Origin of the sequence: Aureimonas psammosilenae (assembly GCF_009176975.1) — a bacterium.
Taxonomy (GTDB): Bacteria; Pseudomonadota; Alphaproteobacteria; order Rhizobiales; family Rhizobiaceae; genus Plantimonas; species Plantimonas psammosilenae.
Genome location: NZ_WEZG01000010.1, coordinates 120,211 through 142,628, shown reverse-complemented (window position 1 = coordinate 142,628; position 22,418 = coordinate 120,211). Strand labels below are relative to the sequence as shown.

Annotated in this window: 20 protein-coding genes and 1 pseudogene; 10 read left to right on the top strand and 11 right to left on the bottom strand. The window is 63.7% G+C overall.

The window, feature by feature from the left end; translation table 11 throughout:
- Positions 1–28 precede the first annotated feature (28 nt).
- Positions 29–1,060 carry a LacI family DNA-binding transcriptional regulator gene (locus tag F9929_RS17195; protein WP_152047787.1) on the bottom strand — a complete coding sequence of 344 codons (1,032 nt, stop codon included), beginning with the start codon at positions 1,058–1,060 and terminating at the stop codon, positions 29–31.
- Between the two features lie 299 nt (positions 1,061–1,359).
- Between F9929_RS17195 and F9929_RS17190 the strand changes: the two genes are divergently transcribed.
- The 4 genes from F9929_RS17190 to F9929_RS17175 are packed head-to-tail and all read left to right on the top strand — an operon-like array spanning position 1,360 to position 5,355.
- A complete protein-coding gene (locus F9929_RS17190; protein ID WP_152047786.1) occupies positions 1,360–2,448 on the top strand; it encodes a Gfo/Idh/MocA family protein in 1,089 nt (362 codons plus the stop codon).
- Between the two features lie 26 nt (positions 2,449–2,474).
- Positions 2,475–3,389 carry a sugar phosphate isomerase/epimerase family protein gene (locus tag F9929_RS17185; RefSeq protein ID WP_152047785.1) on the top strand — a complete coding sequence of 305 codons (915 nt, stop codon included), beginning with the start codon at positions 2,475–2,477 and terminating at the stop codon, positions 3,387–3,389.
- 17 nt (positions 3,390–3,406) lie between these two features.
- Entirely contained in the window at positions 3,407–4,588 is a 1,182-nt protein-coding gene (locus F9929_RS17180) for an aldose 1-epimerase family protein (RefSeq protein WP_152047784.1), read from the top strand.
- The gene (locus tag F9929_RS17175) at positions 4,585–5,355 is read left to right on the top strand and encodes an SDR family NAD(P)-dependent oxidoreductase (RefSeq protein ID WP_152047783.1); all 771 of its coding nucleotides are present in this window, start codon (positions 4,585–4,587) and stop codon (positions 5,353–5,355) included. Before F9929_RS17180 ends, F9929_RS17175 begins: the two co-directional genes overlap by 4 nt.
- Before the next feature lie 437 nt (positions 5,356–5,792).
- On the opposite strand, the gene F9929_RS17170 is transcribed toward F9929_RS17175, so the two are convergent.
- Positions 5,793–6,614 carry a metallophosphoesterase family protein gene (locus F9929_RS17170; protein ID WP_152047782.1) on the bottom strand — a complete coding sequence of 274 codons (822 nt, stop codon included), beginning with the start codon at positions 6,612–6,614 and terminating at the stop codon, positions 5,793–5,795.
- Positions 6,615–6,855: 241 nt separating this feature from the next.
- Here F9929_RS17170 and F9929_RS17165 point away from each other — a divergent pair, with 241 nt between their 5' ends.
- Positions 6,856–7,842: a fatty acid desaturase gene (locus F9929_RS17165; protein WP_235919377.1), complete on the top strand. Its 987-nt coding sequence runs from the start codon at positions 6,856–6,858 to the stop codon at positions 7,840–7,842.
- Between the two features lie 93 nt (positions 7,843–7,935).
- On the opposite strand, the gene rsgA is transcribed toward F9929_RS17165, so the two are convergent.
- Complete coding sequence (gene rsgA, locus F9929_RS17160) at positions 7,936–8,973, bottom strand: ribosome small subunit-dependent GTPase A (RefSeq protein WP_152047780.1); 1,038 nt, start codon at positions 8,971–8,973, stop codon at positions 7,936–7,938.
- A 301-nt stretch (positions 8,974–9,274) separates the two neighbouring features.
- On the opposite strand from rsgA, the pseudogene F9929_RS17155 reads away from it, so the two are divergent.
- Positions 9,275–9,904: pseudogene (locus tag F9929_RS17155) on the top strand (tyrosine-type recombinase/integrase); the annotation flags it as partial.
- Between the two features lie 487 nt (positions 9,905–10,391).
- On the opposite strand, the gene F9929_RS24110 reads toward F9929_RS17155, so the two are convergent.
- From F9929_RS24110 to F9929_RS17140, 4 genes are all read right to left on the bottom strand, one after another.
- Complete coding sequence (locus tag F9929_RS24110; protein WP_193227812.1) at positions 10,392–10,568, bottom strand: hypothetical protein; 177 nt, start codon at positions 10,566–10,568, stop codon at positions 10,392–10,394.
- Positions 10,569–10,651: 83 nt separating this feature from the next.
- Entirely contained in the window at positions 10,652–11,410 is a 759-nt protein-coding gene (locus tag F9929_RS17150; RefSeq protein WP_152047779.1) for an amino acid ABC transporter ATP-binding protein, read from the bottom strand.
- Positions 11,407–12,066 (bottom strand): ABC transporter permease subunit, encoded by a 660-nt coding sequence (locus tag F9929_RS17145; protein ID WP_407922250.1) that lies wholly within the window; start codon positions 12,064–12,066, stop codon positions 11,407–11,409. The genes F9929_RS17150 and F9929_RS17145 overlap by 4 nt, the downstream gene beginning before the upstream one ends.
- A 109-nt stretch (positions 12,067–12,175) precedes the next feature.
- Entirely contained in the window at positions 12,176–12,898 is a 723-nt protein-coding gene (locus F9929_RS17140) for an amino acid ABC transporter substrate-binding protein (RefSeq protein WP_407922249.1), read from the bottom strand.
- Positions 12,899–13,214: 316 nt separating this feature from the next.
- Between F9929_RS17140 and F9929_RS17135 the strand changes: the two genes are divergently transcribed.
- Positions 13,215–13,397 (top strand): hypothetical protein, encoded by a 183-nt coding sequence (locus tag F9929_RS17135; protein WP_152047776.1) that lies wholly within the window; start codon positions 13,215–13,217, stop codon positions 13,395–13,397.
- Positions 13,398–13,559: 162 nt separating this feature from the next.
- Here F9929_RS17135 and F9929_RS17130 read toward each other — a convergent pair whose 3' ends face one another.
- The 4 genes from F9929_RS17130 to F9929_RS17115 all read right to left on the bottom strand — a co-directional run bounded on the left by F9929_RS17130 (position 13,560) and on the right by F9929_RS17115 (position 18,625).
- Positions 13,560–15,770 (bottom strand): methyl-accepting chemotaxis protein, encoded by a 2,211-nt coding sequence (locus F9929_RS17130; RefSeq protein WP_152047775.1) that lies wholly within the window; start codon positions 15,768–15,770, stop codon positions 13,560–13,562.
- A 284-nt stretch (positions 15,771–16,054) separates the two neighbouring features.
- Positions 16,055–17,377, bottom strand: a complete 1,323-nt coding sequence (locus F9929_RS17125) for a pilus assembly protein (protein ID WP_152047774.1) — start codon at positions 17,375–17,377, stop codon at positions 16,055–16,057.
- 13 nt (positions 17,378–17,390) lie between these two features.
- Positions 17,391–18,050 carry a TadE/TadG family type IV pilus assembly protein gene (locus F9929_RS17120; RefSeq protein ID WP_152047773.1) on the bottom strand — a complete coding sequence of 220 codons (660 nt, stop codon included), beginning with the start codon at positions 18,048–18,050 and terminating at the stop codon, positions 17,391–17,393.
- Positions 18,044–18,625: a TadE/TadG family type IV pilus assembly protein gene (locus F9929_RS17115; protein WP_152047772.1), complete on the bottom strand. Its 582-nt coding sequence runs from the start codon at positions 18,623–18,625 to the stop codon at positions 18,044–18,046. Before F9929_RS17115 ends, F9929_RS17120 begins: the two co-directional genes overlap by 7 nt.
- A 345-nt stretch (positions 18,626–18,970) precedes the next feature.
- Here F9929_RS17115 and F9929_RS17110 point away from each other — a divergent pair, with 345 nt between their 5' ends.
- From F9929_RS17110 to F9929_RS17100, 3 genes are all read left to right on the top strand, one after another.
- Positions 18,971–19,429 carry a hypothetical protein gene (locus tag F9929_RS17110; protein WP_152047771.1) on the top strand — a complete coding sequence of 153 codons (459 nt, stop codon included), beginning with the start codon at positions 18,971–18,973 and terminating at the stop codon, positions 19,427–19,429.
- Entirely contained in the window at positions 19,426–21,330 is a 1,905-nt protein-coding gene (locus tag F9929_RS17105; RefSeq protein ID WP_152047770.1) for a putative bifunctional diguanylate cyclase/phosphodiesterase, read from the top strand. The genes F9929_RS17110 and F9929_RS17105 overlap by 4 nt, the downstream gene beginning before the upstream one ends.
- A 97-nt stretch (positions 21,331–21,427) precedes the next feature.
- Positions 21,428–22,387, top strand: coding sequence for an aldose epimerase family protein (locus F9929_RS17100; protein ID WP_152047769.1), 960 nt, complete (start codon positions 21,428–21,430; stop codon positions 22,385–22,387).
- Positions 22,388–22,418: the final 31 nt, after the last annotated feature.

The following is a 22,418-nucleotide window of genomic DNA, read 5'->3' as shown; positions in this document are numbered from 1 at the left end:
CGAAGCGCCGTCGCATCCCTTTGCGCCCTCAGCCTTCGGGGATGTTCTCCTTAAACACCGCCTGCATACGCACGAGGAAGCTCGCGAACTGCCGCTGCCCACCGGCCGCCAGGATGAGCCGTTCCACCGCTTCGCGCGCCTCAACGCGCGGATTCTGGTCGATGGCGACGTCCATGGTGCCCGACAGGAGGAAGCGGCGCGAGAACGCCGTCACTTCGTGCCCGACGAAAAGGACGGAGCGCGCGCGGCCCGCCTCCTCCAGCGCCCGCGCGATGCCGCGGTTGCCGGCGCCGATATTGTAGATGCCGGCAAGATCGGGCGTTTCCTTGAGGATGCGCGTCGCCTCCGCATAGGACCGCTCCCAGTCGTCGCGGCTCTCGGCGCGCGCGACGATCTCGAAATCCGGAAATTCTTCGGCGAGGATGTGGCGAAAGCCCATCTCGCGCTCCTCGTGCCCGCGATAGGCGAAGGATCCGGCAAAGAGCGCGATCCTTGCCGGACGCTGCCCGTGAAGGCGGCCGAGGAGGTAGCCGGCGAGACGCCCGGCCGCGCGGTTGTCGATGCCGACATAGCCGGCGCGCGGGGCATGGCTGATGTCGGAAACGAGCGTCACCACGGGCACGCCCGCCGCCTCCAGCATGCGCACCGCCTCGCGCACGGCCGGATGGTCGAGCCCGACGAGGCCGACGCCGCGGCTCGTTTCCGCCAGGCCTTCCAGATGCGCGCTGAGCGCCTGCGGGTCGAAGCCTTCCATCTGATGGACACGCACCTCCGCCTCCGGCCGCCGGGTAGCGGCGAGCGCGTCGGCCAGATTGGCGATGAAGCTGTTGCTGCCGCTCGGCAGCACGAAGTCGAGCGGCAGACGTGCGGCGCCTTCGCGGCCGGCGGTCGGCCCCTCGTCGGACACGTAGCCGAGATGTCGCGCAACGCCGAGCACGTGCTCGCGCGTGCGTGCCTTGACGCCTGCTCGCCCATTGATGACCCGGTCCACCGTCGCCGCCGACACGCCGGCATCCCGCGCGACGTCGGCGAGTGTGGCGGCAGGGCGGCGGGAGATCATGAACATCGGGACGAGCCTGTTGGCGGCGCGGACGAAACGCGCCGCCAAAGGAGGATGCCGCAGCCGGCCCCGCCGCGTCTACCCCTCAGAACACATCAATATCCATCATCTTCTGCCGTCTCGAACATCCCGTTATTGCAAGCGCGAGATCTCGCGTCCACGCAAGGTTTTGAAGCATGGGGACCATCGATGATGGTATTATGCATCGCAATGACGTTTTTATATTGACTTGATGACATCATTTCGCATCAATCTGGTCCGTGCGGTGGAGGCCGCGCGATATCCTTGGGAGGGGATGCATGACCGACGCACTGGGCTTCTCGCCCGACGTCACGGTGCGCGAGCGCGGCTTCACCATCGGCTGCGTCGGGGCCGGCATGATCATGGCGGAATGCCATCTCGCCGCCTACGATCTCGCGGGCTTCCGCGTCGGCGCCATCGCCTCGCGAACGCGCGGCAAGGCCGAGGCGGTCGCCGCGCGCTGGAAGATCCCGGTCGTCCACGACACGCCGGAGGCTCTGATCGAGGATGCCTCGATCGAGATCGTCGACCTCGCATTCCCGCCCGACCGCCAGCCGGCGCTGATTCGCCATGCGCTCAGGCAGCCGCACATCCGGGGCATCCTTGCCCAGAAGCCGCTCGCCCTGTCGCTGGAGGAGGCGAAGGCGCTGCGCGACGAGGCGCAGGCGGCCGGGAAGATCCTCTCCGTCAACCAGAACATGCGCTACGACCAGTCGGTGCGCGTTCTGAAGGAGATCCTCGATCGCGGCGAACTCGGCGACACCGTGATCGCCACGATCGAGATGCGCGCGATCCCGCACTGGCAGGGGTTCTTGGAAGACTACGACCGGCTGACGCTCGCCAATATGAGCGTCCACCATCTCGACGCGCTGCGCTTCCTGTTCGGCGAGCCGGACAGCATCTTCACCGCCGCGCGGCAGGACCCGCGGACGCGCTTCCCGCACGAGGACGGCATCGTCGTCTCGACACTGCGCTTCCTCTCCGGCGTCCTTGCGGTGTCGATGGAGGACGTCTGGTCGGGCCCGCGCGAGGAGGGCTTCGAATCCGACATCTACATCAAGTGGCGCGTCGAAGGGACGGACGGCGTCGCGCAAGGCACGATCGGCTGGCCGGACGGCAAGCCCTCGACGCTCACCTACGCTTCCAAGCGCACGACCGACGGGCGCTGGGTGACGCCGGCCTGGGACACGCACTGGTTCCCGCACGCCTTCATCGGGGTGATGGAACAGCTGCAATACGCGCTTGCTTCCGGCGAGCCACCCGCCCTTTCCGTCGCCGACAACGTGCGCACGATGGCCCTCGTCGAGGCGGGCTACCGCTCGATCCGTGAGCGCCGCGCCGTCGCACTGTCCGAAATCATCGTCTGAAACAGTTCTTGGGAGGAACAACCACCATGATGCAGACCGGTATCTTCAGCGGCTACTTCCCCTATGGCCTTCAGGAAACGGCGCAAAAGATCCGCGCCCTCGGCTTCAACACGGTGCAACTCGACCTCCACTTCAAGGACGTCGACCTTTCCGCCGGGCAGATCACGATGGAAAAGGCTCGCCAGGTGCGCGAGACCTTCCGCGACCACGACCTGCCGGTGTCCTGCATTTCCGGCTACACCAACATCATCCATCCGGACGCAAGCGAGCGCGAGAAGCGCGTCGGCTATCTGAAGGAGATCATCCGCAACGCGCGCCACTTCGGCAGTCCCTACGTCATCTCCGAGACCGGCACCTACAACACCGAGTCCGACTGGGTGCACGACCCGAAGAACAAGACGGAGGAAGGCTTCGAGACCTGCGCGGCGGTCATCCGCGACCTCGCCCAGACCGCCTACGACCACGGCGCGGTGTTTCTGCTCGAGACCTATGTCAACAACGTCGTCGGCTCGGTGGAGGAAACGGTGCGCATGTTCGCGGCCGTCGACCATCCCGGCCTTGGCCTCCTGATGGATCCGACAAACTACTTCGAGACCCACAACATAGATGCGATGGACAAGATCCTCAACCAGGTCTTCGACACGCTGTCGGACAAGATCCGCATCGCCCATGCCAAGGACGTCAAGCGCTCGGGTGACGACAAGTCCGAGAAGCACGCCGATATCGGCGACGCGGACGCGCTGGAAAGCCACACCTTTCGCGGCGTCGGCGAGATCGAGCTCCCCGCCCCCGGCCTCGGCTCGTTGAACTACGACCTCTACCTGAAGCGCCTCTCGGAGAAGCACCCGAACATCCCCATCATCATCGAGCACCTGTCGGAGGACGACGTGCCGCGCGCCAAGCGCTTCCTCGACGGCAAGCTGCGCGCCCTCGGCGTTTGAAACGGGAGCGGGCTGGAATGGTGAAGCTCTTCGGCCGCCAGATGTCGCGCCGCGACGTGGCGGCCCATGCCGGCGCGCTTTCGCAGTTCGCCGGCGTGCGCATGATGACGCTCGGAGACGGGCTGGAACGGGGCATCCGCATGCTGGAGTTCCGCACCGGCACGGGTTTGCGCTTTACCGTCCTCGTCGACCGGGCGATGGACATCGCCGATTGCGAGCACAAGGGCCGGGCAATCGGCTGGCATTCGCCGGCCGGCTTCCGCCATCCCGGCCTTCACGACTACGAGGGCGAAGGGGGCCTTGCATGGCTGCGCTCCTTTTCCGGCCTCCTCGTCACCTGCGGGCTCGACCACATCCTGTTCATGAACGAAGTACCGGCGCAGGCCTACAACTACGGTCCGCGCCGGACGGCGAGCCATTCCCTGCACGGGCGCGTCGGCACCATTCCCGCTCGGCTGACGGGCTATGGCGAGCGCTGGGAGGGCGACACCTGCATCCTTTGGGCGGAGGGGATCGTGCAACAGGCCGCCGTCTTCGGCGAGGACCTGCATCTCGTGCGCCGCATCGAGGCGGTCGTCGGTACGGACGAGATCCACCTCCACGACCGGGTCGTAAATCACGGCTTCTACGAGACGCCGCACATGTACTGCTACCACATCAATCTAGGCTATCCAGTGCTTGCCGAGGGCGCGCGCTACCTTGCGCCCGTCGTCGAGACCGTCTGGGCAGCACATGCAGGCGAGGCTTACCGGCGCCAGGGCGCCGGCTACCGGACGATGCCGGCACCGCAGGAGCGGTTCCACGAGCAGGTCTGGCAGCACGAGATGGCCGCTGGAGCGGACGGCGTCGTCTCCGCCGCCCTGGTCAACGACACGCTCGGCCTCGGCTTCGAAGTGGAAACACGCAAAGACCAATTCCCCTGCCAATACGAGTGGCAGAATTTCCAAGCCGGCCAGTATGCGCTCGGCATCGAGCCCTCGACGCACCACGTCCTTGGCAACAACGCGGCGCTCGAGCGCGACGAGGCGATCCGCCTCGGCCACGGCGAGGCGCGGGCCTACGACACTATTTTCCGCATCCTCGACGGGGAAGAGGAGATCGCCGCCTGCGAGTCGCGCATCCGCACAGCGGGACCGCAGCCGGACGAGGATTATCCCGAGCCGACCAGTCACCACCGTCTGCTAAGGGGGTCGGCATGAGCGCGGCCTTGGATCGCCTCGCGGGGCGCTGTATCCTCTTCACGGGCGCCGCCGGCGGGCTCGGCCGGCCGACGGTGCTGGCCTTCTTGCGCGAGGGCGCGCGGGTGGTCGCCGTCGACAACGATCCCGCCAAGCTCGACGCCCTCCGCGCGGCCGCGGATATGGCCGGGCTCGGCGCGCGGCTCGTCCCCACCGCCCTAGACCTTTCCGACCTCGCGACGCTTCGCACGGGCCTTGACAACTCCTCGGCCGAGACCGGCGGCTTCGATACGGTGATCAACAACGCCGCGATCTATCCCTCGAAACCCTTCGAGGACTACACGATAGAGGAGATTCAGCACGTCCAGCGCGTCAACGTCGATGCGGGAATCGTCTGCGTCCAGGCGGCGCTTTCGCATATGCGGGCGCGCGAGTTCGGGCGCATTGTCAATGTCGCGAGCGTAACGCTCTCCGGCGGCTGGGCGCTGCTGTCGCCTTATGTCCAATCCAAGGGCGCCCTTCTCGGCCTGACGCGCGCCTGGGCGCGCGAGTTCGGCCCCTATGGCGTCACCGTAAACGCTATCGCCCCTGGCGCCTTTCCGACCGACGCCGAGGCGATTCACCCCGATCCCGAAAGCTACCAGCGCTACGTCCTGGAGCGCCAGGCGGTGAAGCGCCGGGGAATGCCCGACGACATGGCGAACGCCTTGCTGTTCCTGATCGCGGCCGAATCTGGCTTCGTCACCGGCCAGATGCTGAACGTCGACGGCGGCTGGTGGATGGGGTAATCTGCTTAGGTGTTCAGTCCCAGCATCTGGTGGATCGGATTGACAATGAATCGGTCTGGCTCTGAGGTCCAGTTCATCGACGAACACGTCCATCAGCCGGACCGGGTTCTCCGCGCCGACGTAATCCTCGACGCAATCCGCCGAAAGAAGGGGCTGGTGTCGCTCGCACCCTTTGACGAAACGGTCCATCCCAGCCCTCCAGTGTTAAAAAGGTAGCCTAGCGTTTCCACATAGCCTCCGTTGTTCGCGGGATGGCCGCCTCTAGGCTCGACTGCCTCATAGCTGCCGGACAGCTCCCGGCCGAACGCTGATGTAGAAACATACCAGCTCGTTGAATGGCTCGAGTTCGGTGAACTCTGAACTCGCCATCGAATGGCGCTAGGAGCCAAGGCCACGCTCCGGCCTGAGTTCTCCGTTCGCCTATAGCCGTTCTCGATTCACTCGCCGCTGAGTTGCTGTAGTTCCAAAAGGTCAATCCGACCCTCCAGGTAATCGGACTGTGCCTTCCGTGCAGTTGATGACACCTCGCGACCGTGCACGATTGCTCGCAGCTCGAACTCCCTCACGACTGCGCTGCGGTCCGGCGTGCCGACTGCTTGCAGGAAGCTGACATCAGGGCCATCAATGACCGCAGCCGTCAGAATACCTGATTGGAAGGCGCCGGTGTCGATGGAGATGCGGTTCGCGGTGAAAACCGGCAAATCGCCGATGATCGTGTGACCGTGCACCACCCGACGCGGCAATAGTCCGTCGTGGTCGAGGAACTCATGCCGGATCCAGAGCAAATCCTGTTCGGCTTGCAGTTCAAGCGCTACTCCCGGCCTGATACCTGCATGCACAAAAAGATGCGTACCGTCATCGTGCGTTAAGGGTAGGGCTGCGAGGAATTCCGCATGGCGATTGAGCGTCGGATCCAAACTGCGAGCTGTCTCACGATCGAGCCCATAGCTGATGATGGTGTGCCAGTAAAGAAGCCATGCCCATTCCGGCAGCCCTTCGCCCGACGTGACAGCTCGGACGAACAGATCGTCGTGATTTCCCCGCAAGCAGACGAATTCGTCCTGTGAACGTTTCGGACCTGCCATCAGGCGTTCGGTAACCCCGCGAGAGTCTGCGCCGCGGTCGACGTAATCGCCGGTGAAGATGATCTTGGCACGTGCGCCACGGATCTCGGCGTCACTCTCGACCTTGCCGAGGAGATTTTCCATGAGATCGAGGCGGCCGTGAATGTCCCCGATCGCATATGTGACAGTGTGCATGCGTGCCGCTCTACAGACCGCCTTTCCAGGGTGCAACTTCAAAGAACCTCGCCCCTTCGGTTACGGTCGGCCTATCCTGTTTGAGCTCAACATCGCGACATGGCTCGCAATCTCGTTAATTGCTTGCCTCCCATAGCCATGCGACGAGGGGCCGGACCCGGTCGCCTTCAGGGTCTCACCTTGGGTTTATCGATTGTCATTTCCACATGTCGCGCATGGACGCAGCTTCCAGCGCTCGCCTTTGAGCCTCGGCGAGGCCGAAATTCGACGCCTATCGCGTCACTGCCTTCGGTACCGTGATGCTGACGACCGTACAGCTTGGTTTCAGCTCAGTACCACGCTCGGCCTGTTCCTTCTCGCGGCGGGACTGATGCTGTATGGAGCGACGTCGGGGGTCTATGCGCTTCTCATGCTGTTTCTTCCGGCCGGTGGACTTCTGGTGCGTTTATTCGGCATTCAGCATGACTGCGGCCACAACTCATTTTTCTCATCCAAACAAATTAACCGTCTCGTCGGGCGCCTCCTCAGCGTCTTCACTCTGACGCCCTTCGGCTATTGGAGCCGCTCACATGCCGTGCATCATACAACGGCGGGTGATCTTGGACGGCGCGGGATTGGCGACGTCGACACTTTGACGGTCGACGAATACGCGGCGCTGCCGGGCGGTGCGAAGCTGCGTTACCGCATCTATCGCCACCCGCTGTTTCTCCATGTGCTCGGGCCGCCGCTCTACTTCATCCTGTTGCAGCGCTCGCCCTTCGGGCAGGCGCTTCCAGTTCAAGATGCTTGGCGCAGCATCATGGGGCTGAACCTCGCCCTCTTGCTCATCTACAGTGGTTTGGCCGCTGCTCTGGGCGGTGCCGTAGTAGCTCTTGGGGTGCTACCGACGGCCTTCGTCGCATCTTGGGTCGGCGGCTGGCTCTTCTTCGTGCAGCACCAGTTCGAGGACACGCATTGGGAAACATCGGAGGATTGGACCCTGCAGCGCGCGGCGCTCAGCGGTAGCTCCTACTACGTGATGCCGAAGGTCCTGCAGTGGTTCACCGGTAATATCGGGCTTCATCACATCCACCATCTGAACCCTCGGATCCCAAACTACCGCCTGCAGTCGTGCCTCGACGACGAACCAGCGTTGGGAGCCCTGTCGCGTTTGACGATCCGCGAGAGCCTTCAGTGCATTGGACTAGCATTGTGGGACCCCGCCCGGCGTAAACTCGTCGCCTTCTGAAACGTTACGGTCCCTTGGGCCGGCGCCAGGAGCACATTCGCGTACGCCTTCTCCATTTGGTAGCCTGCGGGACCGACTGTCTTGGAAGGGTTGTCAGCGTTGCTTGCCGCGGCCTCTGCCGGCCTGACCGCCTGCGCCTCGAGGCTTCGTCCGGTCGCTCTCTGCATTCTCGTTCTGGAGAAGACGCCAGCGCTCCAGCCGCTGAGGATTGATGGTGCCCTCTGTCACAGCCGCCAGCACCGCGCAACCGGGCTCATGCGCGTGGGTACAGTCGCGAAAGCGGCAGCGCGCCGCGAGTTCTGTGATCTCGGCGAACAGAACGTCCAACCCGTCCGCGAGGTCGCTGACCTGCAAGCTGCGGATGCCCGGCGTGTCAATCACCCAGCCTCCACCCCGGATGGGGTGAAGCGAGCGGGCCGTCGTGGTGTGACGCCCCTTGGCATCCTGTTCTCGGATGGAACCTGTTTCCTGTGGCGGCTCCTCAGTTGCGCCGACTAGCGTGTTTACTAGAGTCGATTTGCCGACGCCCGAAGAGCCCACCAGCGCGATCGTCTGCCCGCTTCCGCACCACCGCGTGAATGTGGCGACGGTCTGTGCCGCCTTGGGATGGACCGCAACAACATCGAGCTCGCGTTGCAGTGCCCGTGCCCCGTCCTCGTAGAACGAAAGATCTTCCGCCAAATCGGCTTTGGTCAACACGATCACCGGCTCGATCCCGGCTTGATTGGCCCATGCCAGATACCGCTCCAACCGGGCCGGATTGAAGTCCAGGTTGCACGACGTCACGATGAAGAGCGTGTCGATGTTGGCTCCGCCGAACTGCGGGACGCTGCCGCCAGAAACGCGACGCTCGATCACGGACCGTCGTTCGAGACGCCGATGGAGATGCGCCGTCACGGGATCGATGAGAACGAAGTCGCCCACCGCGAAATGGCTGGTCTCGACGTTTGGCCCAAGCACTGGCTCGACAATCCCGCGCTCGGACAGTGCGGTCAGGCGCGAGCGGTGAACCCGAGCGATTCGAGCTGGCTCGAGACCCGCATCGTCCGGCGTGATCTGCTCAGCGAAGAATGTGCTCCAGCCTAGAGCGTTGAGGGTCTCATGCTCGACATGCTGTCCCAGCGCGTTCAACGTCCAGCTCGATACGGGAAGGCGTGCGAGTTCGGGTTCTCACCCGCTTGGTCAAATCCCGTTGTCATGATGTCTCGTTCCACTTCGCTGCAGGCGCTGGTTCCAACGGCTTCTCGCACCATCCCCTGCATAAGTGTGCGAGCCCGAGGTGGATAGTTGAATGGCAGCTTTTTCGCATGAGATGCCAAGAAGTCGACGTTCCGCTTTCGGCCGGCCCTCCTACCAAAACCGATCGTTCCTCCGGCCTTGTTCTTTAGGCGGCGCTCTCGCCCTCAGCCGTCCTGGCCGTGGGCGAACGACAATGGGACACTCACATTTCGACCCGGCGACGGGAACACGCAGGGCATGGAATGCCGGCCGCACCGTCGGCGCCAAGCGGGCGCTCAAGCCCCAGCAGGTCTGGGCCATTCGGTTCTGACTCGACTATAAGGGTCGTCTGCGAGACCAAGCCCTCTTCGATCTGCTCATTAACAGCAAGCTGAGAGGCTGCGACGTGGTGAAGGTCAAGATTGGCGACCTGGTATCGGGCGGGCGCATCCGTGCCCGAGCGATAGTGGTGCAGCACAAAACGAAAAGGCCGGTGCATTTCGAGCTTATGGAGGCAGCGCGGGCGAGCCTTCTTGCTTGGCTGAAGCGTCGCGGTGGCACGGTTGATGACTACGCCTTTCCGAGCCGCATCGATCACGCGATGCACATCAGCATGCGGCAGTATGCCCGCCTCGTTGATGAGTGGGTGACAGCGATCGGCCTTCGGAAAGAGGACTACGGCACTCATTCGCTCCGGCGGACAATGGCGTCGATTATCTAAAAGGCGACCGGCAACCTGAGAGCCGTCCAGATGCTACTTGCCACACTAAAGATTGAGAGCACCGTGCGCTACGTCGGCGTTGATATCGCGGATGCACTGACCCGTGCTGAAGGCACCGATGTGCCGCCTTCGCATCGCCTGGCAAAATTGTTGCTCGGACTGGCTCCTTGGGGAGCCTATAGAGAACGGATACGACCAGGGGTGGCAGACAGCACGACGATATTCCTGCCAGCGACTACCGTCCCGTAGTGTGGTGCAACGCTTAACGAAAGCTGAGTTTGTGCGAAAACGTTCGGCGTCGAACCACAACATCCAACATACTTTTTGGTAGGATTGCTGGTATCCTCCTTTGTTGCGTCTCAAAATATTAATGAACAACAACACCATGAATGGAATATGTGGTGCCGTCCCTGGGCACCACTTTCCAGCTAAGCATCGCTAGTGTTGTCATGCCCCGAGTGGGGATTGAATGTTGTTTCGTCGGCCCTTGCGCGGCCGATGAACATGCGCCTTGCCGCAAGACATTATGGGGCGCCTGCCAAAGACGCTACCAAAGGCGGAGGCACAAAGGCTTCCATCCACCTTTTGGGTCGCTCGTTTTTCGGGAAGGCTACCGTCCCGTCCGGCCGTCTTTGGAAAAATTCGGGTCTTCGGCGTCCTTCTTTCCCTCCCCCTCTCGTTTGCCTTCGGACGGTGCGTCCCAGCCGCCGCCTTCCGGCACGGCGGTTTCGGGGTCGAGCGGTTTGCCTGGCGGCATCTTGTGGTTCGGGTTCTCGGTTGCGGTCATCAAAGGCTCTCCAAAGACAAGGAAGCGCATCTGGCAGAGCTTGCGTTCCCCCGGAAAACCTTGGCCGCACGAGAAAGCTCTTCTTAAAATCCTGCCGCCGTCACGGTCAGGGTGCGCACGAAGCGCGCCGTGCGCTCGTCCTTGGGGGCGCGCAGCACCTCCTGCGGGGGGCCGGCCTCGACCACCTCGCCGCCTTGCAGAAAGGCGACGTGGTGCGCAATCCGCCCGGCCAGGCGCAGGTCGTGCGTCGCCATCAGCATCGTGGTGCCGCCGGAAGCGAGGCGTCCCAGAACCTCCACCACTTCCGCCGCGAGTTCGGGGTCGAGCGCCGAGGTCGGCTCGTCGCACAAGAGCACCTTGGGCGAGGCGGCGAGCGCCCGGGCGATGGCGACACGCTGTTGCTGACCGCCCGACAAGGTGGCGGGATAGGCATCCGCCTTCCCCACCATGCCGACGCTTTCCAGAAGCTCCATTCCGCGCGCCCGCGCCCGGTCCGCCGGCCATTTCAGGACCGTGGTGAGCCCTTCCGTGACGTTCTCGATCGCGCGGCGGTGAGGAAAAAGCTGAAAGTTCTGGAACACCATTCCGGTGGAGCGGCGAACGGCGAGGATGTCGGCGGGCGGAAGGCGGCGTTTTCCGTCAAACTGGACCGAAAGCTGGTCGATCTCGAGCCGGCCGGCCTCCGGAATCTCCAGAAGGTTCACGCATCGAAGCAGCGTGCTCTTGCCGCTGCCGGAGGGCCCGATCAGCGCCGTGACGCGCCCCGGCGCCACAATGAGATCGACGCCGGCGAAAATGCGGTTCGCCCCGAAGCTCTTCTCGATTCCGGACAGACGGATCACGGGCGGCCCTCCAGATAACCGCCATAGGTGGCGAAGCGGCGCTCCAGCCGGGCCTGCAACGCGGAAAGCACGGACGAAAAGACGAGGTAGAGTAGCGCGGCCTCGATATAAAGCACCAGCGGCTCGTAGGTCACGGCCACCACGCGCTGGGCCTGCTGGAAGAGTTCCGGCACGGTGATCGCGGCGGCGAGCGAGGTGTCCTTCACGAGCGAGATGAAGGAGTTGCCGAGGGGCGGCAGGGCGACGCGCACGGCCTGCGGCACGATCGTGCGCGCCATGGCCTGCCGCCTCGTCATGCCGATGGAAAAGGCCGCTTCCCACTGACCCTTCGGGATCGAGGACAGGGCCGCGCGGATGATTTCGGACGTATAAGCGCCGACGCTCAGCGAAAAGCCGATCAGGGCTGCCGGAAAGGCGTCGATCAGGATGCCGACGCTCGGCAGCCCGTAGAAGATCACGAAAAGCTGCACGAGAAGCGGCGTGCCGCGGATGAACCAGACATAGAAACGCGCCACCGCCGCGATCGGGGCGGGCGCGAAGAGCCGCGCCACGGCGGTCGCGAATCCGAGCGCGAGGCCGAAGGCGAAGGACAGAAGGGCGAGCGGGATGGTGAAGACGAGCCCGGCCCGTACGAGCGGCCAGAGCGAATCGAGCATCAGTTGCAGACTGGGGTGCACGTCGGTCCGTTCCGGTCGCGGGGACAAGGAAACATGCCCCTGTCCCCCGCTTCTTCAATGGTCGGGCAGCCGGGCCGCCCGTTGCTGCTTACTTCGAAACGTCGGCGCCGAAATATTTCTGCGAGATCGTTTGATAGGTACCGTCGGCCTTGATCTCGGCCAGAGCCTTGTTGATCGCGGCCACCAGTTCCGGATTGTCCTTTTGAACGATGATGGCGGAGGCGGAAGCCTCGTCTTCGCTCGCCGCGATCGCGACGGGCGCATTCGGCTTCTGCTTCTTGAAGTCGAGGAAGGACAGGCTGTCGTTGACCGTCGCATCCGCCCGGCCCGTCAGGACGAGCTGGATCGACTGGTCGAAACCGTCCGTGCCCACGAGTTCAGCGCCCGCCTTTTCGGCGATCTTGCCGAAATTGGAGGTCAGCGACTGCGCCGACTTCTTGCCCTTGAGGTCGGCGAAGGACTTGATGTCGGTATTGCCTTGCTTGACGATCAGGACGGCCTTCGAGACGATGTAGGGGTCGGAGAAATCAAAGCGGGCCTTGCGCTCCTCGGTGATGCCGACCTGGTTGATCACGGCGTCGTAGCGGTCCGCGCCAAGGCCCGCGATCAGCCCGTCCCACTTGCCTTCAACGAAGACCGGCTCGACGCCAAGGCGCTTGGCGACCGCGCGGCCGATCTCCACGTCGAAGCCGACGAGTTCGCCGGAAGCGTCGTGGAAGGTGAAGGGCGCATAGGTGCCCTCCGTGCCGATGCGCAGCTTCTTGGCGCTTTCGACGTCCTTCAGGCTTCCTGCCGACGCCGTTCCGGTCAGGGAGGCGAGGGCCAGGGCGACGGCCAGGATTTTCTTCACGGGGTGCTTCCTCTTCAAGAACGAACCGGCGCGGCGTGGAACGGGGGCGAACCGCCCTTGTCCTTCGCGAACCGTCGAATGTGATGCCCGAGGGAAGGTGGGGTCGCCGAGGATTTTGCAACCGTTTTTCGTGGGTTGACGAAAATAGCCAGCCTTGACGGGCGTCGATTCCGGCCTTGTCGGCGGTGAGAGATACACCTTCGAAGCGGTGATCGCACGACGGCCATTTCTTTGCGCGCCAAGGACGCCAAGTCACACGCGAAGGAGAGACCGAGCGTTGGACCGCGAAGACCCGATCATCACCGTGCTGCGCCTCGTCGACGAGATCGAGGGAAACGATGCGGAAGAGCTCGTTTCACGGTTCAAGGCCGTACATCCCGAACTCGACCGGCAGGCCTTTCTCGACGCCTGCACCGTGGCGCTCGACATCATCGACAGCCGGCCGAAGCATCTTCATTAAGAGCGTTTTCGCGTCGGGTAGCGTCGATTGGAGGGTAGAGCCGAACCAACGATCGACGCGCTCCGGCAAACCGTTGGAACGCCGATCCCGCTCTTCCTTCCGGATGAATGGCGCGACTTCCTTAAAGCCGCCGGTTACGACATGAACTGCTCGGCAAACGCTTCAAAATTCTTCCCAATCGTCCGTGCGAGACTGCGGGGCGGCCCCTCCCCTCCCCATGTGCTTCAGTTGCGGCACTGCGGCGCGGGGCGCGGCGCTCGTCCCGGTGAGGGGCGGGATGGGGCGACGGGTTGCGGATGCAGACCTGTCGGCCGAATTTGCCCCGCGAACCTGGAACCGGCCGGCAAGCGACGCCAGTTCCTGCGTTTCGGCGGCAAGCGACTGAGCGGCGGCGGTCGTTTCCTCCACCATGGCCGCATTCTGCTGCGTGACCTTGTCCATCTGGTCGGCGGCGCCGGACACTTCTCGCAGCGAGCCCGCCTGGTTCTTCGCCGCCCGTGCGATCTCCTCCACAATACGCGCCATGTCCGCGACCTGAACGACGATTTCCTGAAGGCTCTGGCCGGACGCCGATACCAGGGAAACGCCTTGACCGACCTGCGCGGCCGACATCTGGATCAGCGCCTTGATCTCTTTGGCCGCTTCCGCCGAGCGCTGGGCGAGGCCCCGCACTTCCTGCGCCACCACCGCGAAGCCCCGGCCCGCCTCACCCGCCCGCGCGGCTTCGACGCCCGCGTTCAAGGCGAGAAGATTCGTTTGAAAGGCGATTTCGTCGATCACGCCGATGATCTTGCCGATCTCGGCCGAGGAGCGCTCGATCTCGCTCATGGCGGAGATGGCTTGAGCGACGATCCGGCCACCCTTTTCGGCGTTCGCCTGCGCCGTGCTGGCAGCGCCCTGCGCGGCTCCCGCGCCGTCCGCCGTCTGGTTCACGCCGCGCGCGACTTCCGACAAAGCCGCCACCGTTTCTTCGAGATTCGCAGCTTGCTGCTCGGTGCGTTGCGCGAGGTCGCCCGAAGCGGTGGCGATCTCGCCGAGGCCGCTGCGAATGGAGCCGATCGAGCCGGTCACGGAGCCGATCGCGTCCTCCAGCGCCTCGACGGAAGCGTTGAAGCGCTGCCGGATCGGCTCGAAGGCCGCCGCCACCGCACCGTCCATGCGCACCGTGAGATCGCCGACGGCGAGACGCTCGAAGCTTTCCTCCACCGCATGCACGAAAACGCGAAGTTCCTCGGCCTTGGCATTGTCGATCGCCGTTTGCCGCTCGCGAGTGGAAGCCTGCGCCTGCCGGCTTTCCTCCGCTTCGGCCTCCAGCCGCCGCTTCTCGCGTGCGGCGTTTCGGAACACGAGCACGGCTTTGGCCATGGCGCCGATCTGGTCACGGCGGTTTTCGCCCGGAACGGTCACGTCGAAATCCCCGGCGGCGAGCCTGCCCATCGCCGCTGTCATGGCGGTGACAGGGCGGATCACCAGGCGGCTCAGGCACATGGCGAGAAGTCCGATCATCGCCACGACCGCCAGCACGGTGGCGAGGATGGCGATCATCTGCATCTGGCCGATGGAGGCATAAGCGGTATCGACATCCACCACGAAGCCGAGAGACCAGTCCACGGACGGCAAGCCGGCAACCGGAACGAAGCTCACCAGCTTGGAGACGCCATCCACCTGCGTGGTCATCAGGCCAGATTGGATCGTCGGGGTCTCGATGGGAAAGGCGTCGGCGAGCGTCTTCATGACAAGCGCGGGATTCTTGTGAACCAGGATCTTGCCGTCCTTGCTGATCAGGAAGACCTGTCCCTTCGCACCGACGTCGATCCCGCCGATCATCGACTGCAGGGTGTCGAGCGTGAAGTCGCTGCCGAAGACGCCCAGCAGCTTGTCGCCGTTCCTGACCGGGATAACGGCCGAAACGATCGTCTTCTGCGTGACGGCATCGGCATAGGGTTCGGTCAGAGCGAGCTTGCCCGCTTGTGTGGCGGCGGCATACCAAGGGCGCTTGCGCGGATCGTAGCCGCTGGGCAGTTCGCCGCGGTTACCGTCGAACATCTTCCCGTCCTGATCGAGCCCGTAGTAGCTGTCCTCGAAGTTCGATTTCAGAACCTTGTTGTCGAGAGTGCGCCATACGGCTGCATCGTCCTGCGCATCCGTCAGAAGATGGCTCCCCATCGTCACGAGCAGCACGCGCCCTTCGATCCAACTCGCGATGCTCTGCGCCGCCTGTTGCCCGGCCTTCGCGATATTGCCCTCGATGGATTGCGCCATCGAATGGCGTTGCAAGCTGAGCATGTAGCTCGAGAAGGCCGCGAACGAGAAGATCACGGCGACGGAAGCGGCGATCAGAATGCCGCTCATCAAGCTCTTGGGCTTCATCATGAAAATCGCGCCTGAGGAGAACCCGTTGTTTTCACGAGGTTAATCCACGGCCATTAAATCGAGTTTAATCGACTTTCCGAAATCCGGGGCCGCGTCGAGGCGAGGCGCTTTCAAGTCCCGGCCGGCGTTGCTCTTCGGTCGCGATAGGGCGGCATCGCTTCCTTCTCGCGCCGAGCTCAGCGCCGCAATCCCTCGGCGTGCCGACGATCCGACCGGTGACGATGCGGCGGCGGAACAAACGCCGCCGCATCGAGCTTGCGGACTTTTCGGATAGCCTCCCACCCTCAGGAGGAAAGCTGCACCGTGCGCAGCGACTTCTTGAAAAGCGCGTTCATGGCGTCGTCGATGCCCTCGGTGGGGCTCACTTCGTAGTAAAGGCCCGGCGAAGCGCATTCCTGCATCTTCGCGCCGAGTTCGGCCTGGAACGGCTTGATCCAGTCATTGTACCATCCGTTGGAAGGGAGCGGCAGATAGGTCGTATAAAGGGCCGCGATCTTGATGCCCTTGGCCTTGATCTTCTTGCAGATCGATTGCGCGACATCGATCGGCGCTTGGCATCGTGTTCCGGTCAGCTTCTTGGTGCAGCCGGTCAAGGGCACGAACCCGTCGTTCACCCCGTCCGACACGAGAAACAGGATTTTCTGCGGCGTTTCGCTGCTGTTGCCATCACCGGCGGCGGTCAGCTTCCCCTCCATCTTATCGAGCGTGGAGTAGAAGTCCGTGGTCTGGTCGTTGTTGAAGCCGTTGAAGGGAATGCTCATCAGATCGACGGCATTGGCTTCGTCGCGCACCTTCTTCATGTCCGAGGTCGGCGAAATGATGGTTTTCAGGCCCATCGTCAGCGCCGTGTCGCCGAAAGTATAGACGCCCATCCGGAACTGGTTGTCGACCTCCATGTTGTCGCCTGCCGTTTCGGTCAGCTTCTTCACCGCCATCCGCACCACGTCGATGCGCATGTTCGCACCGAATGACTTGGCCTTCTTGTAGGCGTTGTTCGCATTGCTGAGATCGTGGCACGCAAAGGCGCAACCCGTCTTGGCTTCGAGGATCGCTATGTCGGCGGCCGTCGCACCGACGCCCATGGAAGGCGTGTTGTCGATGAGGATATGGAAGTCCACGAACTGCGCGAGCATGTACTCGCCGGCGGACCGCCCCTTCATGGAACTCGAATTCTGTCCGAAAATCGCCAACAGCGAGGTTTGCGAATCCACGCCGAAATTAACCTCGGAGCGCAGTCGATTGCCGACCTTCTCCACTTTCACGGTCACGCTGGTCACCGCGGCCCGGTCGGCGGCGTTCAGGTTGGAATAGAAGATTTGCCGCCCGTCGGCCTCCCCGGCCGCCACCACGCCGTCTCCAGCCATCTTCTGAGCTTCCAAGGCAGCGGGCGACTTCACCGCGATGGACGCCAACGCCGCCGCATCGGCCGCGACCTGAAGGCGGTTGCGCAGAAGCGTCGCCCGCGCGAAATCCACCGCCAAGCCCGTGACGCCCATGAGGGGCATCAAGGAAAGGGCGAAGATCACCGCGACGTTGGCCTCGCGGGATTTGAAGAAACCGCAGCGTGGTGCCGGCCTCGGCGCGCCATTTCGAAAGAAAGCGAGCATTCGAGCGAGGATATCAGGACGCATATCCGGGACAGTTCTTTGTAGAGGTGACGTTTTCGAGGTAGCGCGGGCGGAAATAGGAGGAGCGCTTGAACGACACTTCGCCGGTGAGGAAGCTGGTCGCGAAAGGCTTGAAATGCGTTTCGACATCGACCACGACGATCGAATTGGCGCTGAACACCTCGGCCGGAAGGGTGGTGGGGCTGTTGGTGGAGCCGGCGCTGAGTTTGCCGCATTCCCGCACTGTCCCCGAAAGCGTGCGGCTGAAGACCACGCCGGCTTCGTATTGGCATGTCGTGGCGCAGGAATTGCCGATCGGCGTGAAGGCGACGCTGGTGATGGTGATGCTCGCCGCGTTCTCGACCGCGACATCGGCGGCGCGGGCATAGGAGAGGATGTCGGGATCGACGAGCGGCGCCGCGTTGAGGATCTGATTGATGTCGTTTTCCGTCAGCGTCACCTTGGCTTGCGAAACGAGCTGACCCATCGTTTCCGCGAGCTTGGTGGCCTGTTTCGCGGCCGAAACGACGCCGACGACATCCGGCAGACTGCCTAGAAGCAGGATCATGATCGGCGCGATGAGCACGAATTCCAGGGCGGCGATTCCCCGGCGGTCGGCAAGGAAGCGTTTGGCCTCCCCGATCGACCGGCTTGCCCGTCTTTCGGTCAGCATGACGCGCCTCCGGTGGCGAAGGGCTCGTTGCGGAAAAGGCTGGTGGAGCGGATCGTCTTCAGTCCGCCGCCCGTCAACCGATCGAACAAGGCCGACAGGGCGTTGGTGAAGGTATAGGAAACGTCGAGAAAGACGTAGTCGTTGGCCGCGCCGATGCAGAAGCCCCCCGCCGATGAGGGCGAACGCAGAGCCTTCTTGGTCTTGTCGACGAACTGGTAGATGCCTGTCCCGGTCTTGGCATCGGAGGTCAACCCGATCCGGTAAGCGTCCACCTTGATGGCGGAGCATTCGAGGCCGAACAGAAGCCTCGGGCAAAGAAGAGTGTTGCGGAACGCTTCGGCGCTCTGGGTGCTCGCGGGAACTTTTCCCACCATGATCTGGCGCGAGGCGCTGCGCACGGCATCGTCGAGCGATTCCTTGGCGAAGTAGAACAGCGAGATCTGGAACAGCATCATCAGAAGCATCAGAAACGGCGTGGCAACGAGCGCGAACTCGATGGCCGAGGCACCCGAGCGCCCCCGCAGGAACCGCGATGCAACCGATGCCCGTCCCGCGCTCCTTCCACCGCCGCCCATCAAGCCTCGCCCCTTTCCGCGAAATTCAACGCAAGTCTTCGCGCAGGAGAGGGAAAGTTTTCCCTTAAATTTCCCGGCTGGTTCGAATGAAACCCGACCAAGTCAGGTCGTCGTTAATGATTCCAAATCCATCCACCTCATGGCTGAGGGCGGTCGGGCCGACGTCGTGACCCGGACGGAAGTCACGGGTTCACAGAGCATTAGCGATAGTCGGGAAAGTCGGTCGGAATCCCTTCGCCGACAAGGAATGCTGCAAGAATCAGGTCATAGAACCGATCTCGAACGGTGGCGGGAAATCCGATGATCAACAGAAGACAGATACTCATAGGGTTGGGGGTGTCGGCGATGGCCGGCGCCCTGTCATCCCGTCCGGTATTGGCCGACGAGACCATCCTCACGCTTCGCGGGCGCTTCCCGAAGGCCGGCCCGGACGGCAGCGTGTCCAGCAGCCTTTCGGATCTCGACGCCCTGGGCCGAACCTCGTTCTCCACCGCGACGCCGTGGCACGACGGGGTGAACGAATTTTCCGGCGTGTCGGTGAAGAACTATCTCGGCGCGTTCGGCGCCGCGCCCAAGACCATCCGCCTCGTTGCGCTGAACGACTATTCGGTAGAAACGGACGTCGCCGAACTCATCGAGGCCGATGCCCTTCTGGCGACGCGCCGCAACGGGCAGGCCATGCCGATCAGCGACAAGGGCCCGGTCTTCCTGCTCTTTCCCTTCGACGACCGGCAGGAACTGAAGCACCAGTCCTATTACAGCCGCGCCGTGTGGCAGCTCACCGAAATCGACATCGTCGCATGACGGGCGGGGCGAACGGCGTGTTTTTCGGCGGCAGGAACCGCCTTCGTCCCGCATTGCTGGGCATCACGGTGATTCTGGCCGTTCTGGCGGTGGTCTCGTCGTTGCTCGCGGTTCGCTATCAAAGAAGCATGACGGAAGCCTCCCGCTACAACGTCACCTTCGATCTTTCCCAGGCCGCGAGCGAACTCCTGCGGTTCGAAGCGGCGCTCGGGCTGGCGCTTCGTCGCGACAATACGGCCGAGGTCGAACTGCGCTTCGGCATCTTCAAGAATCGGACCGGCGTCTTTCACGACCAGGCCATTGCCGGAGACCCGGACCGGGTCGCCCTTTTCCGGGAGATCGGCGCCGAACTCGCGCGGATCGACCCGCATCGTCTCGGCAACCCTGCCAGCAGCGCCGCCATCACGGCGACCATCGATCGGTTGCGGCCCTTCGTGCCGCGCATCCTGCGTCTTTCTTCAAGCTCCCATTCGCAAGCCGGCGACGAGGTGCAGGAGAATCAGCGCAAGCTGGAGATCATTCTCGGGCAGATCTGCGCCACGACCCTCGCGCTCGTCCTGTTCGGCGCCATTCTTCTGCTCGTCGTGTCGCGCCAGAACCGCCGGCTCGACCGGGTGGTGCGCACCGACGCGATGACGGGTCTTGCCAACCGCTTCGCCTTCAACGCGGCTTTGGGCGAGGCGGAAGGGGAAGCCAAGGCGGTGGTTCTGGTAGGCCTGGATCATTTCAAGGCCGTGAACGATACGCTCGGCCATGAAGCGGGCGACCGCGTTTTGGTGGATCTGTCCCGGCGGCTGGAAGCGGCGGTGCCGGACGCGACGCTCATCGCCCGCACCGGCGGCGACGAATTCGCCATTCTGCATTTTGGCCGCGATTGCGCGCAGCGAAGTTCGGTCGCCGCGAGGGCCATTCTGTCGGCGGTCGCCGCGCGCCCCTTCTCCATCCCGGGCCGCACGGTCGCAGCCACCGTCAGCCTCGGGCTTCAGGTGGCCGAGAACGCGGCGGCGTCGGCCTCGCTTCTCGATGACGCCGACATCGCCCTTTCCTGCGCCAAGCTCGCCGGACGGGCGCGGGCGCTCGCCTTCGAGCCGGCCATGAAGCAGGCCCTTCTCCACCGCCAAAGGCTCTTGGAAGACCTGCGGGGCGCGGCGGCGCGCGGCGAGCTTTTCCTTGCCTATCAACCCATCGTAGACCTCGCGAACACTCGCACGCAGGGCTTCGAGGCGCTTCTGCGCTGGCGCCATCGCGAGTTCGGACTGATCCCCCCGGCGGAGTTCATTCCCCTGGCCGAAGACAGCGCGCTGATCGAATCGATCGGGCTTTGGGTGATCGACGAGGCTTGCCGCCAAGCGGCCTCCTGGCCGAAGGATATCTTCGTCGCGGTAAACGTTTCGGCCCGCCAGCTCTGCGAGCCGTCCCTCGTGGATCATGTCGCCCGGTGCCTTGCCACCCACGACATCGCCCATGGACGGCTGGAGATCGAGATCACCGAAAGCACGCTGATCGAGAACGACGCCACCGCCGCCGAGGTGCTTCTGCGTCTTCACGCCCTGGGCTGCCGCATCTCGCTGGATGATTTCGGCACGGGCTACGCTTCCTTGAGCTATCTGACCCGCTTCCCCTTCCACAAGATCAAGATCGACCGCTCCTTCCTGGGGGGCGGAGCGGACCGGCAGAGCAACGAGGCGATCGTCACCATGGTGTGCGCCCTTGCCGAGAAGCTCGCTCTCGACGTCGTCGCGGAAGGCATCGAAACGGAACATCACCGCCAACTGGCGAAAGCGGCCGGCGGGCGGCTCGGACAAGGCTATCTCTTCGACCGTCCCTTGTCGCCGGATGCCGCCGAACGCCGTTTGGCCGGCGAGGCTCGCGCGCCCGAAGCCGTGTCAGCGGCTGCCTGAAACGCCCGCGAACCGCGCCGGCGGCGCTTGGCTGCATTGACTTCGGCCGTGCGAGCGCTTCCTTTGCGCTTCGTCACTTCAATGGAATCACCAAGACATGGGCGCGAGCATTCGCCTTCAGAGTTCCGCGCTGAACGTCGAGATCCTGCCGGCCGGCGCATCGATCCGCTCGGTTTATCTGGAAGGCGTGCCCTTCCCTCTCGTGATCGGCGCGCAGGACAAGGCGTTCTACGGCCCGGCCAACCGAACCTTCTTCGGCGCCACCATCGGGCGCAACGCCAACCGCCTCGATCGCGGCCGCCTGCCTATCGGCGGCGAGGTGCATCAACTGTCGATCAACGAGCCGCCGCATCATTTGCACGGCGGCACCACCGGCGCGTGGTCGCGTCCATGGACGGTGGAAAGCGTTTCCTCCACCGATGCCGTCCTGGCTCTCGAACTGCCGGCGGGCGAGGACGGCTATCCCGGCATCGCGCGCTTGACGGCCATGTTCGCGGCCGAGGACGAGATGCTGACGATCGTCTACGAGGGCGAGGTCACGGCCCCCTGCCCCGTGAACATGACGTCGCACCTTTATTTCAACCTTTCCGGCCACGCGGAAACGCGCGACCATTGCCTGGAAGTGGAAGCCGACCGCTATCTGCCCGTAGGCTCCGACCTCATCCCCACCGGCGTCGCCGAGCCGGTCGAGGGCACGCCCTTCGACTTCCGCGACGGGCGGGTGATCGGGCGCGGTCCTTCGCTTCTCGACCATAATTTCTGCCTGTCGTCCGAACGCTCCTGGACGCCGCGCCACGCGGCGCGATTGTTCTGCGAATCGAGCGGCGTGTCGGTGGAGATCGCCACCACCGAAAGCGGTCTTCAGGTCTATGACGGCGCTTATCTCGACGGCACGATCCTCGGGCTGGACGGCAAGCCCGTCGCACGCCATGGCGCGATCGCCATCGAACCGCAGAACTGGCCGGACGCGCCCAACCACGAGCATTTCCCGTCCGCGATCCTGCAGCCGGGAGAACGCTACCGACATGAAAGCGTGTACCGCTTCGTCAAAGGCTGAGCTTTCCTGCCCGGCCTCCGGCATGGTGAAC

What these genes read in the sequence shown, in the direction of transcription:
- F9929_RS17195 (WP_152047787.1), bottom strand. Translation starts at nt 1,060, where the DNA reads ATGATCTCCCGCCGCCCTGCCGCCACACTCGCCGACGTCGCGCGGGAT.
- F9929_RS17190 (WP_152047786.1), top strand. Translation starts at nt 1,360, where the DNA reads ATGACCGACGCACTGGGCTTCTCGCCCGACGTCACGGTGCGCGAGCGC.
- F9929_RS17185 (WP_152047785.1), top strand. Translation starts at nt 2,475, where the DNA reads ATGATGCAGACCGGTATCTTCAGCGGCTACTTCCCCTATGGCCTTCAG.
- F9929_RS17180 (WP_152047784.1), top strand. Translation starts at nt 3,407, where the DNA reads ATGGTGAAGCTCTTCGGCCGCCAGATGTCGCGCCGCGACGTGGCGGCC.
- F9929_RS17175 (WP_152047783.1), top strand. Translation starts at nt 4,585, where the DNA reads ATGAGCGCGGCCTTGGATCGCCTCGCGGGGCGCTGTATCCTCTTCACG.
- F9929_RS17170 (WP_152047782.1), bottom strand. Translation starts at nt 6,614, where the DNA reads ATGCACACTGTCACATATGCGATCGGGGACATTCACGGCCGCCTCGAT.
- F9929_RS24110 (WP_193227812.1), bottom strand. Translation starts at nt 10,568, where the DNA reads ATGACCGCAACCGAGAACCCGAACCACAAGATGCCGCCAGGCAAACCG.
- F9929_RS17145 (WP_407922250.1), bottom strand. Translation starts at nt 12,066, where the DNA reads ATGCTCGATTCGCTCTGGCCGCTCGTACGGGCCGGGCTCGTCTTCACC.
- F9929_RS17130 (WP_152047775.1), bottom strand. Translation starts at nt 15,770, where the DNA reads ATGATGAAGCCCAAGAGCTTGATGAGCGGCATTCTGATCGCCGCTTCC.
- F9929_RS17125 (WP_152047774.1), bottom strand. Translation starts at nt 17,377, where the DNA reads ATGCTCGCTTTCTTTCGAAATGGCGCGCCGAGGCCGGCACCACGCTGC.
- F9929_RS17120 (WP_152047773.1), bottom strand. Translation starts at nt 18,050, where the DNA reads ATGCTGACCGAAAGACGGGCAAGCCGGTCGATCGGGGAGGCCAAACGC.
- F9929_RS17115 (WP_152047772.1), bottom strand. Translation starts at nt 18,625, where the DNA reads ATGGGCGGCGGTGGAAGGAGCGCGGGACGGGCATCGGTTGCATCGCGG.
- F9929_RS17110 (WP_152047771.1), top strand. Translation starts at nt 18,971, where the DNA reads ATGGCCGGCGCCCTGTCATCCCGTCCGGTATTGGCCGACGAGACCATC.
- F9929_RS17105 (WP_152047770.1), top strand. Translation starts at nt 19,426, where the DNA reads ATGACGGGCGGGGCGAACGGCGTGTTTTTCGGCGGCAGGAACCGCCTT.
- F9929_RS17100 (WP_152047769.1), top strand. Translation starts at nt 21,428, where the DNA reads ATGGGCGCGAGCATTCGCCTTCAGAGTTCCGCGCTGAACGTCGAGATC.